The 16262-nt window shown below is 71.2% G+C and carries 11 protein-coding genes; 8 read left to right on the plus strand and 3 right to left on the minus strand.

Translation table 11 applies throughout. From position 1 onward, the window contains the following. Positions 1-78: 78 nt before the first annotated feature. Both ACFYZA_RS08225 and ACFYZA_RS08230 read right to left on the minus strand, forming a co-directional pair. A complete protein-coding gene (locus ACFYZA_RS08225) occupies positions 79-1245 on the minus strand; it encodes a glycosyltransferase (protein ID WP_382594936.1) in 1167 nt (388 codons plus the stop codon). After that, the gene (locus ACFYZA_RS08230; RefSeq protein WP_388488480.1) at positions 1242-4106 is read right to left on the minus strand and encodes a CDP-glycerol glycerophosphotransferase family protein; all 2865 of its coding nucleotides are present in this window, start codon (positions 4104-4106) and stop codon (positions 1242-1244) included. The genes ACFYZA_RS08225 and ACFYZA_RS08230 overlap by 4 nt, the downstream gene beginning before the upstream one ends. A gap of 316 nt (positions 4107-4422) precedes the next feature. Between ACFYZA_RS08230 and ACFYZA_RS08235 the strand changes: the two genes are divergently transcribed. From ACFYZA_RS08235 to ACFYZA_RS08245, 3 genes are read left to right on the plus strand one after another with little or no spacing between them, the layout of a single operon-like run. Beyond that, a complete protein-coding gene (locus tag ACFYZA_RS08235) occupies positions 4423-7014 on the plus strand; it encodes a YfhO family protein (protein WP_388488482.1) in 2592 nt (863 codons plus the stop codon). Positions 7015-7016: 2 nt separating this feature from the next. Continuing rightward, positions 7017-8006, plus strand: coding sequence for a glycosyltransferase family 2 protein (locus ACFYZA_RS08240; protein WP_382594954.1), 990 nt, complete (start codon positions 7017-7019; stop codon positions 8004-8006). Then, a complete protein-coding gene (locus tag ACFYZA_RS08245) occupies positions 8006-8434 on the plus strand; it encodes a GtrA family protein (RefSeq protein WP_382594927.1) in 429 nt (142 codons plus the stop codon). Before ACFYZA_RS08240 ends, ACFYZA_RS08245 begins: the two co-directional genes overlap by 1 nt. A gap of 62 nt (positions 8435-8496) precedes the next feature. On the opposite strand, the gene ACFYZA_RS08250 is transcribed toward ACFYZA_RS08245, so the two are convergent. Next, positions 8497-10716: a PIG-L family deacetylase gene (locus ACFYZA_RS08250; RefSeq protein ID WP_382594924.1), complete on the minus strand. Its 2220-nt coding sequence runs from the start codon at positions 10714-10716 to the stop codon at positions 8497-8499. A 305-nt stretch (positions 10717-11021) separates the two neighbouring features. On the opposite strand from ACFYZA_RS08250, the gene proB reads away from it, so the two are divergent. The 5 genes from proB to ACFYZA_RS08275 all read left to right on the plus strand — a co-directional run bounded on the left by proB (position 11022) and on the right by ACFYZA_RS08275 (position 16121). Then, positions 11022-12149: a glutamate 5-kinase gene (gene proB / locus ACFYZA_RS08255; RefSeq protein ID WP_388488483.1), complete on the plus strand. Its 1128-nt coding sequence runs from the start codon at positions 11022-11024 to the stop codon at positions 12147-12149. Between the two features lie 152 nt (positions 12150-12301). Next, positions 12302-12760: a hypothetical protein gene (locus ACFYZA_RS08260; RefSeq protein WP_100578249.1), complete on the plus strand. Its 459-nt coding sequence runs from the start codon at positions 12302-12304 to the stop codon at positions 12758-12760. Between the two features lie 74 nt (positions 12761-12834). Beyond that, entirely contained in the window at positions 12835-14127 is a 1293-nt protein-coding gene (locus tag ACFYZA_RS08265) for a glutamate-5-semialdehyde dehydrogenase (protein WP_388488484.1), read from the plus strand. A gap of 79 nt (positions 14128-14206) precedes the next feature. Next, entirely contained in the window at positions 14207-14938 is a 732-nt protein-coding gene (locus ACFYZA_RS08270; protein WP_382594913.1) for a hypothetical protein, read from the plus strand. Positions 14939-15038: 100 nt separating this feature from the next. Further along, positions 15039-16121, plus strand: a complete 1083-nt coding sequence (locus ACFYZA_RS08275) for a hypothetical protein (RefSeq protein ID WP_382594910.1) — start codon at positions 15039-15041, stop codon at positions 16119-16121. Positions 16122-16262 lie beyond the last annotated feature (141 nt).

Raw genomic sequence — 16262 nt, forward strand, 5'->3', positions numbered from 1 at the left:
CCGGATGCGAAAGGCCCCGGCACACACGGTGTGCCGGGGCCTTCCGCCGGTGGCGCGCGGGTTCTGGCGCGCCGTTGATCACCGTTCCAGGAACGCGAAGAGCTCCTCCCAGCGCCGGACGATCTCGTCCGTCCGGTAGCGCTGGATGTTCTCGCGGGCCGCGTCCCCCATCCGGTCGCGCAGCTCCTGGTCGCCGAGCAGGGACTCCAGGCGGCGCGCGAAGAGCAGCGTGTTGCCGGGCGGCGCGAGCAGCCCGTCCTCGCCGTCCCGGATGATCTCGCGGATGCCGGGCGCGACATCGAAGGCCACGCACGGCACGCCGGTCGCCATGGCCTCCAGGAGCGAGAGCGGGAAGCCCTCGCCGCGCGAGGCGAGCGTGAAGACCGCGCCGTCCCGCAGGGCGCCGGCCGGGTCGTCGGTGCGGCCCATCCACTCCACCGAGCCGTCCAGGCCGAGCTCGCGGCACTGGCGGCGCAGCGCCTCCTCGTCGGAGCCCGAACCGTAGATCCGCAGCGTCCAGCCGGGGTGGCGCGGGGCCACCTCGGACCAGGCGTCCAGGAGCAGATCGGTGCCCTTCTCCTCGTGGAGACGGCCGATGCTCACCACGTGCTTGGAGGTGCGCGGCGAGGGCTCCGCGGGGAAGAACGGCAGCGGGTTGGGCATGAAGTCGACGTTGTCGAGCCTTTGTTGGGCCCACAGGTCGGCGTCCTCACGGGTCAGCGCGAGCAGCCGGTCGACGTCCTTGTAGTAGCGCTTGACCCGCCCGAACCGGGAGGACCTGCGGCACGTCTCGAACGACTCGTGGGTCATGCCGATGACCGTGACCGAGGACGTGTCGGCCAGCGCCACCCACTCCATCGCCCACACCTGCGTGACGATGACGACCGCGCCGGGCCGGGCCCGGCGGAACATCCGGGTGAGCTTGGCGGCCTGCTCGTGCATGCCCGCGGTGCGGGCGGCGCGACGGCGGCGGTCCGCCAGGTTCAGCCTGCCCTTGATGCCGTGCGGGCCGGGCACCGACGGCGGATGCGTGTCGTACAGCGTCGTCGTGCCGTACGGCAGGTCCCCGGCCGGTTCGAAGGGGTGGTTGGGCGGGGTGATGCCGACCAGGTGCACCAGGTCGCCTCGGTCCGCGAAGAGCCGGGCCATCTGGTGCGACCAGGTCGCCACGCCGCCGAGCTCGTTGACGGCGTTGGAGACGAAGAAGATGTCACGGCCGCCGCCCTTGGCGGTCTGCTCGGTCACTTGCCGCTCCCGGAGGTGAAGAACTTGGCGACGATCTGCTGGGCGGCGGTGCCCCGGTCGTACTCGCCGAACTCGGCCGCGAAGCGCTCCCGCGCCTCCGCGTAATCGGCGTCCGCCGACTTGAGCTCCTCCACCGCCGCGAACAGCGCGGCCTCGGTGCCCACGACCGGCCCCGGCGCCTTCTCGCGCAGGTCGAAGTAGGTGCCCCGGGTCTCCCCCGCGTACTCCTCGTAGTCGTACGTGAAGAAGACCATCGGCCGGTCCAGGAGCGTGTAGTCGAACATCAGCGACGAGTAGTCGGTGATCAGCGCGTCGGCGAGGACGAGCAGCGGCGAGATGTCGTAGCCGTGGGACACGTCGATGACCCGCCCGCGCACCGACGGCGGCAGCACGACCTGGTTGAGGTAGTGCGAGCGGATCAGCAGCGTGTACTCGTCACCGAAGCGCTCGGCGAACGCCTCGACGTCGAAGGGCAGCTCGAAGCGGCGCACCGCGCCCTGCGGCGTGGCCCGGAACGTCGGCGCGTACAGCAGGACCTTCCTGCCCGGGTCGATCTTCAGCTCGGCGGCGAGGGGGCCGCGGTCGCGGGAGCCGGACCCGGTCTCCTTCTCGCGCGCCCTGACCAGCTCGTCGTTGCGCGGGTAGCCGGTGCGCAGCAGCCGGTCGTCGCGCAGCCTGAAGCCCCTGGCCAGGGTGCGGACATCGTGCTCGGAGCGGATCAGGAAGTGGTCGAAGCGGTCCAGGCCCCTTTGCAGGCGGTCGCGCTCGGCACGGCCGAGCACCTTCATCTGCGGCAGGTCGAAGCCCATCCGCTTGAGCGCGCTGCCGTGCCAGGTCTGGATGTAGGTGGTGCCGGGCCGCTTGGTCAGCGTCGCGGGGAAGCCCTGGTTGTCGATCCAGAACTCGGCCTGGGCCAGCGCCCGCAGATAGGGGTAGCTCCAGCGTCTGACCAGCGTGGCGTCCTTGGGGAAGCCGGTGGGCTTGGCGCCCTCGTAGGACCAGACGGCCTCGCAGTCGACGCCCTGGCGGCGCAGCTCGTCGTAGATCGCCTTCGGACTGTCGCTGAACTGCTTGCCCAGGTGGCTCTCGAAGACCACCAGACCCTTGCGGATCGGCAGCTTGGAGAGCACCTCGTGGTAGACCCGGACCTTGGTCCGGCCCGAGTTGAGGTCCTTCTTCACCCGGCGGGCCTTGCGCAGACCCTTCTTGGCGACCCCGGCGGCCTTGCTCCGCAGCGCGTCCTCGATCAGGCCCTGGGTGCGGACGGCCGCCGCGCCCGACGCGGTCAGGACGTACGACAGGTTGCCCTTCTTGGAGACCGACGGCTCGATGCGGTCGGAGACCAGACGGGTCAGGCGGGGGCGTACGCGCAGGGGGTGGCCGGAGTTCACGTCGATGCTGCCGGCCGAGACGCGTGTGGAGACCGCGTCGCCGTCGACGTCCAGGTTCAGCCAGACGTCCCACACCACGTCGATGATGCCCAGCGGGCGCAGCTTGCGGGCGATGTCCGCCTCGGCCGTCCAGTCCAGCGTGCGCCCCGCGTGGGTCAGCGAGGTCAGCGGGAAGTGGAAGGACTGCAGGCTGGTGCGGCGGGCCCGGAACTCCAGGGTGCCGCCCAGCTCGGCGCCGGCCTTGATGCGGCCCAGCGGGTTGATGACCGAACCGCCCAGCCGCACTTTGCCCCGGCCGTCGTCGGCGTACGAGGTGAGGCGGTTGCCGAGGGACAGCTTGTTCAGCGGACGCGTGTGGTAGCCGGCCGCCGTGACGTCGAGGATGCGGGCCCCGTCCGGGTCGTCCAGGTGCTCGGCGCACCAGTAGACCCGGCCGTCCTTCTCCACCAGCGGCACGGTCAGCTTGCCGGGGGTGATGAGGGCGTCGGCGGCCGGCATCAGGTTCTTCCAGTCCTCCTTGCCCAGGAGGTAGGCACAGATCGCCTGGATGGGCTGCACCTCGGCGTAGGCCCGCGGGGAGATCGTCTCCAGGTAGCTGTTGGCGAGCTCCGCGAACTCGTGCCGGTAGTCGTCGTCGAGCAGCGGAAGATCACGCAGATGGAGCACGAGATCGTGCTTGAGGAACTTGACGTCCTTGCGGAACTTGAGGTGGTCGTAGCCCTTCTGCTCCAGCAGCTCGTCTACCCGGCGGTGGATCTCCATGCGGTGCACGAAGTTGGCGATCTCGTGGCGCCGGTTGCTGATCGACTTCGCCGAGGAGTTCTCCACGACGTTCCACGAGTAGACCCGGTTCGGGATCAGCGCGATGCGCCGGGCCGCGACATAGGCCTGCGCGGAGAACAGCAGGTCCTCGTAATGGATGCCGACCGGGAAGGAAAGGCCCTGGTCGAGCAGGAAGTCACGCCGGTAGCACTTGTTGGTGGAGAGGGTGTCGAAGACCAGGAGGTCGGGCAGCTCGGTGATCGATTCGAGCGTGCGGCTCGTGGAATAGATCCACGGGTACCAGTCGACGGTCTTGCCGTGCCTGCTGTCCACGTGGACCCGCACACACATGCCGGAGACCAGGTCGGCGCCGGTGCGCTCGGCCGCGGCGACCATGTTCCGGCAGGCGTTGTGCTCCAGGACGTCGTCGCTGTCGAGGAATATCACGTACGTGCCCAGCGCCTCTGAGATGCCGTGGTTGCGCGGTGCCCCGCAGCCGCCGCTGTTCTCCGGCAGCCGGAACGCCCGCACCCGTCCCGGGTTCGCGGCCTGGAGCTCCTGGGCGACCTCGTAGGAGCGGTCCTCGCTGCGGTCGTCGACGATCAGAACCTCGACGCTCTTGTGGGTCTGGTCCAGGACGGACTGGACTGCCGTCGGCAGTCGATCGGCATCGTTGTAGACGATGACGATCACGGAGACGTCAGGCATTGGCACCTCAATCCATGTGTGCTAAGGGCATGCGGTCCAAACGCTACCGGTTGTCCACACCCCCGCCCGGCACCCGCGAGCGGGCCGGGACGCCCTGTTCGGGAGGCCGGCGCACCGCCCTGTCGGGCTCGCTCGTTACGCAACTGTGAAAGAGGAACGGGCAACCAACGGATCCTCGGGGTCATCTCCCGAGGAGGCGGCGCCAACAGCGCACCCCCGTCGAGAACGTCATACTTCTCCTCGGACCCTGTCCATGGCCCGCACAGCGGGACATCACGGGCGAAGCAGACACAGAGCGAGTGAACGAGAAGGCACGGTGCTGAAAACCTCACCCGAGCAGCAGGCGGAGACGACCGAACGGAGCAGTCGGCCCCGCCGAAGGATCCTCGGAGCGCAGACGGTGGCCGCCCTGCTTTCTGCCGTGATCTCCATGGGCGCCTACTGCCTGGCGATGGCCGTGCACGGCACCTACCCGTTCGGATCGCGCTCGCGGGCCGTCAACGACCTCGGCAACCAGTTCGTGCCGTTCCACGCGCACCTGTGGGACCTCATGCACGGGAACACCTCCGGGGACCTCGTCTTCAACTGGGGCAGCGGCTTCGGCGTCCCCTTCCTCGGGGACTTCTTCACCTACCTCATGAACCCCTTCTCCTGGATCGTCGGGCTGTTCCCCCGCGACCAGGTGGAGATACCGGTCTTCCTGGTCACCCTGCTGAGCGTCGGCCTCGCCGCGTTCCTGATGACCGTCTTCCTCGGCCGGCTGCGCCCCGGCTCGCCCTGGCTGCGCGGGCTGCTCTCGGTCGGCTACGCGGTCAGCGCCTGGATGATCTCCGACGGCTTCTCGGACCCCATGTGGATGTGGGGCATGGCCGCCTTCCCGATGCTCGGCATCGCCTCCGACTGGTGCCTGCGCGGCCGCCACTGGGTCCTCGGCACGCTGCTCGTCTTCGCCGCCTGGGCCGGCAACTTCTACATCGCCGCGATGGCCACCATCGGCATGGGCCTGGTCTTCCTCGTCCGCCTGATCCTGGAGGACGCCCCGGTCCGCCGGCGCCTGAACGCACTCGTGCGGGCCGGCACGATGACCGCGACCGGCGTGCTGCTCGCGGCGCCCGTCCTCACCGTCGGCCTCAAGGCCAGCAAGCTCTCCCAGCCGGCCCCGGACGCCACCTACAAGGGCCCGCCCGGTGCCTTCGACTACCTCGCGCACCTGCTGCCCGGCGGGCTGCACGGCGGTGGGCCGCAGATCTCGGTCGGCCTGCTCCCGCTGCTCCTGGTCTTCGCGTTCCCGTTCATCGGCCGGGTGCCCGGCAAGGAACGCGTCGCCTGGTGCGTGCTGCTCGTCCTGGTCGCCCTCTCCTACATCTGGGCGCCGACGATCCTGCTCTGGCACGGCCTCGCCATGCCCAACGGCAGCCCGTACCGCGCCTCCATCGCACTGACCGCGATGCTGGTGATCGTCTCCTGGCTGGCGCTGGCCCGCCGCCCGCGCCCCAAGGAGCTGCTCTACGGCGCCGCGGTCACCGCCGTCGTCGTGGCGCTCTCCTCCCGCAGCGTCTACGTCTCGCGCGGCACCTGGATCCTCAGCGTCGGCGGCGGACTGCTCGTCCTGGTCCTGCTGCTCCTGCTCCACCGCTTCCGCGGCGAGCGCCCCGTGCGCGTCGCCCTCACCGGAGCGCTCGCCTGCACCGTGTTCCTCTCCACCGCGTACACCGTCTTCTCGGTCACCGTGATCCGCGACGGCAGCGACTGGTGGCGGCCCAAGCGGACCCTGGACGCGAGCTCGCTGGCCGCCTACGACGCCATCCGGGCCCACGACGACTGGCCGGCCGTGCGCAGCGACCCCGGTCCGCACGAGTTCGCCAACAACGACCCGCTGCTGCTCGGCGGCCAGGGCGGCTCGTACTACAGCAGCTACGTTCCGGCGAAGACCGCCGCCGCCCTGCACACGCTCGGCGCCGGCTGGTACATACAGGGCCGCCACACGCTGAGCTTCAACGACCCGGTCGGCCGCGCGATCATGGGCATCGGCAGCTATCTGGACTGGGCCAAGAACGGCAACGGCTTCACCCAGCAGTCCGTGGCCGCCCCGCCCGTGGTCACCCTGCGCCCGGGCAACGCGAGCGACGCCAGGAGCCGCGACGCGTCCGTCTTCGCCCGCCAGCAGCGGGTGTTGGGCACCCCCGTCTACGACGTGCCCGCCCTCACCCCCGCCGGCGGCCCGACGCCGACCTCCAGGCCGAACGGCGACTGGCACCTGCCCGGCAACGTCACCGGCTCCAAGTGGACGACGTTCAGCGCCAGTTGCACCCCCGGCACCCAGGCCTACTGGTACGCCCCCTGGTACGCGGGCAGCGTCCAGGCCTTCGGCGTCACCACCCCGCAGCACGGCCGCTACAACATGACCAGCAACTCCCTGGTGCCGCTCGGCACCGTTCCGGCGAGCGGCAAGTTCACCGTCGCGTTGGGCACCCACAAGGCCCAGGACACCCCGAAGTTCCCCGTCGGGTGCCTCAGCCGTGCCAAGCTCGACGCCGCGGTCGACCACCTCAAGGCCACCGCCCCGCAGAAGGTGACGGCCGGCGGTCACACGATCGCGGCCACCTTCCCCAAGGGCACCACCGGCACCGCCGTCATCTCCACTCCGGCCACCACCGGCTGGCAGTGCTCGGTCGACGGCGGCCCGGCGCGCGCCCCCGGTACGCTGGGCGGGCTGATGGCCGTGAACCTCGGTGACGGCGGCTCCCGCCTCTCGTGCTCCTTCCAGACGCCCGGACTCAAGCCCGGACTCCTGGCGAGCGGACTGGCCCTGGTGGCCCTGCTCGCCGTCGGGGTCGGCGGCGCGGTCCGCACCCGCACCAGGTCCTCCCGCACCTCCTCCCCGTCTTCTGCCAACGGAAAGCACTGATGATGAAGCTGTCGGTCGTCGTCCCCTGTTACAACGAAGAAGCGGTCATCGACCAATTCGACGCCAAGACCCGCAGCGTGCTCGACACCCTCCCGATCGAGTACGAGATCTGCTACGTGGACGACGGCAGCCGGGACAAAACGCTCCTGCACCTGCGGGCCCTGGCCGACCGGCACCCGGACGCCACCCGTTACGTCTCCTTCAGCCGCAACTTCGGCAAGGAGGCCGGCATGCTCGCCGGGCTGCGCGAGGCCACCGGGGACGCCGTGGTCATCATGGACGCCGACCTCCAGCACCCGCCGGAGCTCATCGAGCGGATGCTGGACCTCTACCAGCTGGGCCACGACCAGATCATCGCCCGCCGCACCCGCGAGGGCGACAAGAAGGTCCGCTCCGCCCTGAGCCGCGTCTACTACCGCGCGGTCAACAAGTGGGTCGACGTCGAACTCACCGACGGCGTGGGCGACTTCCGCATGCTGTCGCGGCCCGCCGTGGACGCGCTCCTCTCCCTCGGCGAGTACAACCGCTTCTCCAAGGGCCTGTTCTCCTGGATCGGCTTCGACACCGTCACCTTCGACTACCAGAACGCCCAGCGCGAGGCCGGCGAGACCAAGTGGAAGTTCGGCGCGCTGCTGAACTACGGCATGGACGGCCTCATCTCGTTCAACAACAAGCCGCTGCGCCTGGCGATCTGGCTCGGCGTCCTGCTCGCCGGCGTCGGCGCGGCCTACGCCCTGTGGATCACCGTCGCCGCCATCGCCTACGGCGTGAGCACCCCCGGCTATGTCACCCTCGTCGCGATCATCGTCGGGCTCGGCGGGGTCCAGATGATGATGCTGGGCCTGATCGGCGAGTACATCGGCCGCATCTACTACGAGACCAAGCGCCGCCCGCACTTCCTGGTCAAGGAGGCCCACGGCTTCCCGGGCAAGCCCGAGGGCGTCCAGCGCCGCGAGGTGTACCGCAACGAGCCGCAGCACAGGGTGGTCTGATGCCCAGTCAGCTCGGACAGGTGATCAGGTTCGGCTTCGTCGGCGGAGTCAACACCTGCACCTTCTACGCCTTCTACTGGCCGCTGCTGCACCTGGCGAAGCTGCCGTACTTCGTCGCCTACACCATCGCCTTCCTGCTCAGCATGGTCGGCTCGTTCTTCCTCAACACCTACTTCACCTACCGCACCAAGCCGAGCTGGAAGAAGTTCCTGCTCTTCCCGCTCACCAACGTCACCAACTTCGTGGTGCAGAGCGCCGGCCTGTTCGCGCTGGTGCACTGGGTCGGGATGAACAAGACGATCGCCCCGCTGGCCGCCGCCGTGGTGGCGATCCCGTTCACCTATGTGCTATCCCGTCGGATCCTGGTGCCGGGCCACCGGGAGGCGGGGGAGCCGGACCCGGCCGAGCCGAAGGTCCCGGTCAAGTAGCGGGCGCGCACAGCGAGAAGGGGCGGACACCGAACGGTGTCCGCCCCCTTCTCGTACGCCGGCTAGACCCGGCTGCCCGCGCTCTGCTGACCCGCCGTCGCCCACTCCCCGAACCGGGCACCGGGCGCGGCCTGGCGGGAGGCGTACAGCTGGCCGTCCGTGCCGAGCACCGCCAGCACGGCCCGGCCCGCCGAGTCCTGCGCCATCCCCGGTATCCCCACGAACTGCACGCCCGGCGTCTCCCAGGCCGCCTGCTGGGCCGAACCGTCCGACGCCGGCACCACCTGGCCCTGGTTGTCCCTCGCCGCGAGCACCAGCGGGGCCCCGTTCCCGCTCAGGCGGTACGCCGAGACCCGCCCGTAGCCGCCCGCCGGGGTGCGCCGGGCCACCTTCCACGCGGCGTTCTGGGCGCCGGCGGCGGCGTCGGGCGAGGCGACGGTCACCACCGCGGTGCCGGCACCCCGGTAGACGGCGAGCGCGCCGCCCTTGCCGTCCGCCACCAGGCTCACCGCGCTGCCCGACGGCGGCAGGCCCGTCGGCGCCGAGAGCTTCGGCAGCTCGCCGGGGGCCGGGGACACCCAGTGCAGCACCGTCTTGTCGGTCGGGGCCGCCACATGGATCCGGCCCGACGGGTCGACCAGCGCGTCGATCCCCTCCACCACCAGCGGATGCGGGGGCTGCTTGCCCCCGGGGTGGTCAAGGAGCTGCCACGGCCCCCACGCCTTGCCGCCCCGGCCGCTGCGCATCGCGATGTCGCCCGCCCAGTTGCGGGCCAGCACGTGCACGGTGCCGTCCGGGGAGACCGCGGTCGCCGGATAGCCCGTCTCCAGGGACTTCTCCGGGGCCGTGTCCGGGGTGCCGAGCGAGGTCCACGCGCCGAACTTGGGCACCCCGTCGGCGCCCACGCCGGTCTGCGCGACGCACACCAGCTCCTTGTGGTGCTTCTGCCCCTTGAAGGGCAGCACCGTACGCGTACCGAACAGCTGAAGCGTTCCGTCAGGCAGCCGCACGACCTCCACCTGCGGGTCCAGCGGACCGCCCGCGCTGCCCACCGCGTCGAACGGGCCGGTCCACGGCCCCTTGCCGGCCTCCCGCTCCACCCAGCAGCGCACCGCGCCGTTGAGCACCGCGAACGCCGCGAGCCGGCCGTCCTTCAGCGGCGCCAGCCAGCGCACGGTGCCCGGGGCGCGGGTGCGGGTGCCGCGCGCCCAGCCGGCCCCGCCGCCCTTCAGCCCGTTCGGCCCCACCTTGAGGTCGCCGCAGCCCGCCGCGTCCCCGCAGTCGCGGTGGTCCGCCCAGCCGTAGGCGTTCAGGAGCTGGGAGGTGCGCCGGGTGGTCGCCGCGTCCAGGGACGGCGGCGTGTAGTTCGTCGGGTAGCCGATGTAGTTGGACACCGACGCCGGGCGCCCCTTGCCCGCACCCCAGTAACGCTCCATGGCGGCCTGCATGAACCGGGCCGACGAGGTGTGGTCCTGATGGTCCAGATAGCTCAGACCGCGCAGTATCGTCGGCGCGCTCATCATCGCCACCGTCTCGCGCGGCGCGTGCAGGGGAGTGGGGTCCAGGGTCCTTATCACCGTCGGGTTGACCCGCGCGATCGCCGCCGCGAGCGCGTCGATGATCTGGTCCCGCGTGTAGGCGCGCGGCATCCGCACCGGGCTGCCCTTGCCGGGCAGCGTCGGCAGCTCCTTGATCGCGCCCAGCCACAGACCCCGCATGCTCACCGGACGCGGCACGCTCACATAGCGCGCCTCGCACAGGCCCATGTAGATCAGCTGGACGTGCGGGGCGGCCTCCAGATAGTGCAGCTCGGAACGGAAGCCGGGCAGCAGCTCCACCGGTTCCACCGACCACGGACTGTTGTCGTCGCCCGTCGCCATCAGGGCGTTGGCGGCCCGCAGCCCGTTTATCCGCGCCCGCGCGAAGCCCGGCCGGTCCGTCTGCATCGACTTGAACTGCGGCGACTTGCCGGGCGCGTTCCGGCCGTCCGACTCACCGCTCGTCATGCACACCGTCACCGAAAGGGCGCCGCTGCGTATCGACTGCTCCAGATCCGGGTTCATGAAGTAGATGCTGTCGTCGGCGTGCGCGATCACGTGCAGATACGCCTGGTTGGCCGAATCCGAGGCCGGCTTGCCCGTCGTCGTCCCCGTCGAAGGGCTGTCGACTCCCGCTCCGCCGTGGGGTGCCAGCCACTGCCATCCGCCGTAGGCGAGAGGCGCCGCCACGAGGCCGCCCCCGGCGACCTGCAGCAGACGTCGGCGAGATGGTGACGACGGCATTCGGCACACTCCTTGTTGCATCCATGCGCCCCGAGTCCCCCGGGCGTCCGCCATGGAGTTGTTCGAACAGTCATCAGGAGGGAGGGCGTACCAGCTCCTGAGGTTTCACTTCTGACGCTAAATTTGCCTGGCCGGTGTAAAGCCGCACGGTACGGATGTGTGGCCTTCAGCACCCCATCGGCCCACGACTTCCCCAGTTTTCACACTTTTTCGAGCTTAAAGGCCCTCTGACCGGCCCCGGTGAGGCTGTCCGCCGATTGGAACTTCCAAGCGCCCACAGCCCGTCCTGACATAGATTTCACCGTGTGACAGTGGCAAGGCAGCAGGTGGCGCAGGCCCGCAGAATTGTAGTCAAGATCGGTTCGTCCTCCCTCACCACCGCCTCCGGCGGCCTCGACGCGGACCGGGTCGACGCACTCGTCGACGTCCTGGCCAAGGCGCGCGGCGGCGGCGAGAAGGACATCGTCCTGGTCTCCTCCGGCGCCATCGCCGCCGGCCTCGCCCCACTCGGCCTGCGCCGCCGCCCCAAGGACCTCGCCCGCCAACAGGCCGCCGCCAGCGTCGGCCAGGGCCTCCTCGTCGCCCGCTACACCGCCTCCTTCGCCCGCTACGGCGTACGCGTCGGACAGGTCCTGCTCACGACCGACGACACCAGCCGCCGCGCCCACTACCGCAACGCCTACCGCACCCTGGACCAGCTCCTCGCCATGGGCGCGCTCCCCGTCGTCAACGAGAACGACACGGTCGCCACCGACGAGATCCGCTTCGGCGACAACGACCGCCTCGCCGCCCTCGTGGCCCATCTCGTCCGCGCCGACCTGCTCGTCCTGCTCTCCGACGTCGACGGCCTCTACGACGGCGACCCGGCCAAGCCCGGCACCTCGCGCATAGACGAGGTCCACGGCCCCGACGACATCGCCCACGTCCAGATCGGCAGCGCGGGCAAGGCCGGAGTCGGCACCGGCGGCATGGTCACCAAGGTCGAGGCCGCCCGCATCGCGGCCGCCGCCGGCATCCCCGTCGTCCTCACCTCCGCGAGCCAGGCCGCCGACGCGCTCGCCGGACGCGCCACCGGCACCCACTTCCACCGCACCGGACGCCGCTCCGCCGACCGCCTGCTGTGGCTGGCCCACGCCTCCACTCCCCAGGGCGCCCTGATCCTCGACGACGGAGCCGTACGCGCCGTCGTCGAGGGCCACAAATCGCTGCTCCCCGCCGGAATCGCCGCCGTCGAGGGCGAGTTCGCCGCCGGCGACCCCGTCGAACTGCGCGACCCGCAGGGCCGCGCCATCGCCCGTGGCCTCGTCAACTTCGACGCCAAGGAGATCCCCCAGCTCCTCGGCCGCTCCACCCGTGACCTCGCGCGCGAACTCGGCCCTGGCTACGAGCGCGAAGTCGTACACAGGGACGATCTGGTCGTCCTGCACCCCTGAAACGGCTGAAAGTCCAGCCATAAGACAGACACCTTCAGGAAAACCGCCCCGCGCCCGGCCTCGGGCTGGTCAACTTTGAAGCGGGGTACACGCGGACCGGCAATTCGCGCAGTACCGCACCGCATCGCACACAGCAGCACAGGAGGCCGCCGGTGAGACGAGCGCGCCCCGGGGCGGCGCCCCGAGGGACGACGGCTGAGCGGACCCTGACCAGTGTGGGGACGGGGGCCGACGTCGAACGGAGCGAGGCAGTCGAGGAGCCCGGGGACATCCCCAGGCTGTGGCACATCACGCTCAGCGTCTCGGGAGCCGAGGCGCCGCTGAAAGAGGTCCGCCGCGGCCTCGAACAGCTCGCCCACGACCACCCGTTCCTGCTGACCAGCCGCTACGCCAACGACCACGCCGAGATCCGCTACTGGGAGGAGGCCCGCGACCTGCACGACGCGGCCGCCGTCGCGCTGCGCCTGTGGGGCGAACACCGCTCCACCGCCAAACTCCCGCCCTGGGAGATCGTCGGCCTCGAAGTCATCGACCGCGGCACCTACCACCAGCGGCTCGCCGAGGGCTACGGGCCGCCGCCGGCCGCGCCCGTGGGAGTCCACCCTTTCTGACCCCGCTCCCCGGCAGCGTCTCGGGGAATGGAACCGGGGCGAAACGACCGCCCGCCGCCCATTAGTCTGCGGACATGGCTTCGCACTCCTCGCCCTCCCCGTACGACGGCATGTCCCCGGTCACCCAGACCGCCTACCGGGCGCGCGCCGCGGCCGCCGAGATCGCGCCACTTCCGCGCGCGGTCAAGGACGAGGCGCTGCTCGCGATCGCGGACGCCCTCGAAGTGCGGACCGCCGAGATCGTCGAGGCCAACGCCGTCGACGTCGCCAAGGCCCGCGAGTCCGGCACCAGCGAAACCGTCATCGACCGGCTCACCCTCACCCCCGACCGGATCCGGGCCATTGCCTCCGACGTGCGCGACGTGGCCGCCCTGCCCGACCCCGTCGGCGAGGTCGTGCGCGGCTCCACCCTGCCCAACGGCATCGACCTGCGCCAGGTCCGCGTCCCGCTCGGCGTCGTCGGCATCATCTACGAGGCCCGGCCCAACGTGACCGTGGACGCCGCCGTCCTCTGCCTCAAGTCCGGCAACGCGGTCCTGCTGCGCGGCTCGTCCTCCGCCTACGCCTCCAACACCGCCCTGGTCCGCGTCCTGCGCGACGCGGTCGGCGGCGCGGGCCTGCCCGCCGACGCGGTCCAGCTCGTACCCGGCGAATCCCGCGACTCCGTAAGGGAGTTGATGCGCGCCCGTGGCCTGGTGGACGTCCTGATCCCGCGCGGCGGCGCCTCCCTGATCCGCACCGTCGTCGAGGAATCCACCGTCCCCGTCATCGAGACCGGCACCGGCAACTGCCACGTCTACGTCGACGCCGAGGCAGACCTCGACATGGCCGTCGACATCCTGATCAACTCCAAGGCGCAGCGCCCCTCGGTCTGCAACTCCGCCGAGACCCTCCTCGTCCACCAGGACATCGCCGACGCCTTCCTGCCGCGCGCCCTGGACGCCCTGGCCGAGGCCGGGGTCACCGTCCACGCCGACGAGCGCGTACGGGCCTACGCCGACGGCTCCAAGGCCACCGTCGTGGAGGCCACCGTCGAGGACTGGGAGACCGAGTACCTCTCGTACGACATCGCCGCCGCGGTCGTCGACTCCCTCGACGCCGCCGTCGCCCACATCCGGCTGTGGACCTCCGGGCACACCGAGGCCATCGTCACCACCTCGCAGGCGGCGGCCCGCCGCTTCACCCAATTGGTCGACTCCACGACCGTCGCCGTCAATGCCTCCACCCGGTTCACCGACGGCGGCCAGTTCGGCTTCGGCGCCGAGATCGGCATCTCCACCCAGAAGCTGCACGCCCGTGGCCCCATGGGTCTGCCGGAGCTGACCTCGACGAAGTACATCGTGACCGGCGACGGTCACATTCGGTAGCCATTCGTAACTCTCCGTTCGGGTGGGCGAGTTCGGTCACCGGCTGCCCAAACGGACCGCCCGGGGCTACGCTGAACGCGTGCCGGACGACGTAGGGGGCAGGCCGTTCCCGGACGGCGGGGAGCCCGACGACGACCGCGGGGGCGCGGACGATGACTTCGCCTCCGTGGTGTTCGACGAGGACTTCGTACGAGCCGCCGCCATCCATGAGCCCAGTGCCGTCGAGCGTCTGCTCGCCGCCGCCCAGGCCCGCGCCGAGGCGGAGGCGGCCCGCGCCCGCGCGGGCGCCGGAGCCCCCGACGACGAGCTCTACGACGACGGCTACGACCCCTACCGCCCCGGCCGGGACCCGGACGACTTCGGCGGCCCCGGCCTGTCCGGCGGCGCCGAGGCGGGCCCCTACGGCCGGTTCGGCGGCGTCCTGCGCCCCTACCGGGGCCGGGCCCGCTGGCACCGCCCCATCGCCTGGCTGCTCGCCGTGATCATGGGCATCGGCATGGTCGCCCTCGCCTTCTCCGCCGTCTACCGGGGCGCCTCGTCCGACCACGAGGACAAGGCCCCGCCGCCCCCCGCCACGAGCAACGTCGACAACCCGACGAACGCGGCGGCGCCCGCCCAGACCCCGCCCGCCGCCATCGGGGGCCACCCACCGGTGATCGGCTCGGCACCCGGCACGGAGGGCCTGACGGACCCGTCGCCGACCGCCTCCGCCGCCGCGCCGGCTCCCGCCTCGGCCGCCGCCGCGTCGGCCGCCGCCTCCGCCTCGGCCGATTTCGGCGCCCCGGCCGCATCGGCTTCGAGCAGGCGCTGAGCGCCCCCTGAGCAACCCCCGCACCAGCGCGGCGGAACTCGTCGGAAGTTGTCGCGCAGCAGCGCGTTTACCTTTCCCCCACGAGACCTACCCTGAAGGTATGGCAGGGCTTGGAGAGCCACCCGAGGAAACACCGGAGGGTCTCCCCGGCGGTGGCGACGACGAGTACCGGTCCGTCGTCTTCGACGAATCGTTCGTCCGAGCCGCCCGCCTTCAGGAGTACTCCGCACAGGAGCGGATGCGGGAACACGCGCGGGCCGTGCGCTCCCGCCCGAGCTGGTCCTTGCGGGCCTCCTCCAAACCCGCCGTCGCGTTGGTGCTGCTGCTCCTCATAGCCTTCAGTACCGCCATCTACATGGGCGTCCGGCACCCGTACCAGGCGCCCCCGACCAGCCACCCCGAGCCGCTGCGGATGACCGTGATCCCGCTGGCCCCGCAGGACGCCGTGCCGGGCGGGGACGCCGAGCAGCTCTTCGCCCGCAGCCCCGCCGCCCAGTTCCGCACCGGCGGCTCCGGGATCAACCTGCCGTCGGCCTCCAGGACCACGCACTTCTCCGAGGCGGAGGTGATGAACGCCCTCTCCATCGCCAAGGACTACCTGGTCAAGTCGTCCCTGGACCCCGACGTCCTCGCCGGTGGCCCGGACCGCCAGATCCGGGTGCTGCTCGACCCCGATCTGATGGCCCAGTTCGACCAGAGCCTGGCCACCCCCGCCGACGACGGCCGGCACTCCGCCACGGGCTGGCTGGTCCGCTTCGATCCGGCCAAGGTGGCCCTCGCCGATCCCCGGATCCGGGTCCAGGGCTCGATGAGCTACGCCGAGTCCGGCTCGGACGCCCTCGTCGTCGCCACCGACTACGTCTTCGTGTACGCCCTGCGCCCCGCCGGGAACGGGCCGCACGCCAAGGACGCCTCGCTGTTCACCGTCCGCCGCGAGCTGCACTTCCGGCTCGACCGCGAGGACCTGCGGCTGAACCGTACGGAGATCCAGGCCAGCACCGCCGAGGCCGGTCCCCAGGCCTGCTCGGCCGACGTGGCGAGCCGGCTGCGGCCGCTCCTGGCGGGGGAACGGGCGAGCGCGCAGGGCCCGGCCGGCACCGACCCGTACGCGACCGGCCCCGCCCCCGAGGCCCTCTGCGGCACCCTGGCCAACGGCGCCCAGCCGTCCCCTCCCACCGGCTGACACCGGCACGGCCTGTCGCCCGCCGGGTCCCGAGTGGGCACCCGGCTTGCCTGTCGTCCGCCGGGTCCCGAGTGGGCACCACCCGGCTTGCCTGTCGTCCGCCGGGCCCCGAGTGGGCACCCGGCCTACCTGTCACGCGAC

This window comes from Streptomyces sp. NPDC001828, assembly GCF_042892175.1.
Lineage (GTDB): Bacteria > Actinomycetota > Actinomycetes > Streptomycetales > Streptomycetaceae > Streptomyces.

Coding starts and splice junctions, on each gene's coding strand:
- ACFYZA_RS08230 (WP_388488480.1), bottom strand. CDS start 4,106: ATGCCTGACGTCTCCGTGATCGTCATCGTCTACAACGATGCCGATCGA.
- ACFYZA_RS08275 (WP_382594910.1), top strand. CDS start 15,039: ATGGCAGGGCTTGGAGAGCCACCCGAGGAAACACCGGAGGGTCTCCCC.
- ACFYZA_RS08265 (WP_388488484.1), top strand. CDS start 12,835: ATGGCTTCGCACTCCTCGCCCTCCCCGTACGACGGCATGTCCCCGGTC.
- ACFYZA_RS08245 (WP_382594927.1), top strand. CDS start 8,006: ATGCCCAGTCAGCTCGGACAGGTGATCAGGTTCGGCTTCGTCGGCGGA.
- ACFYZA_RS08240 (WP_382594954.1), top strand. CDS start 7,017: ATGAAGCTGTCGGTCGTCGTCCCCTGTTACAACGAAGAAGCGGTCATC.
- ACFYZA_RS08250 (WP_382594924.1), bottom strand. CDS start 10,716: ATGCCGTCGTCACCATCTCGCCGACGTCTGCTGCAGGTCGCCGGGGGC.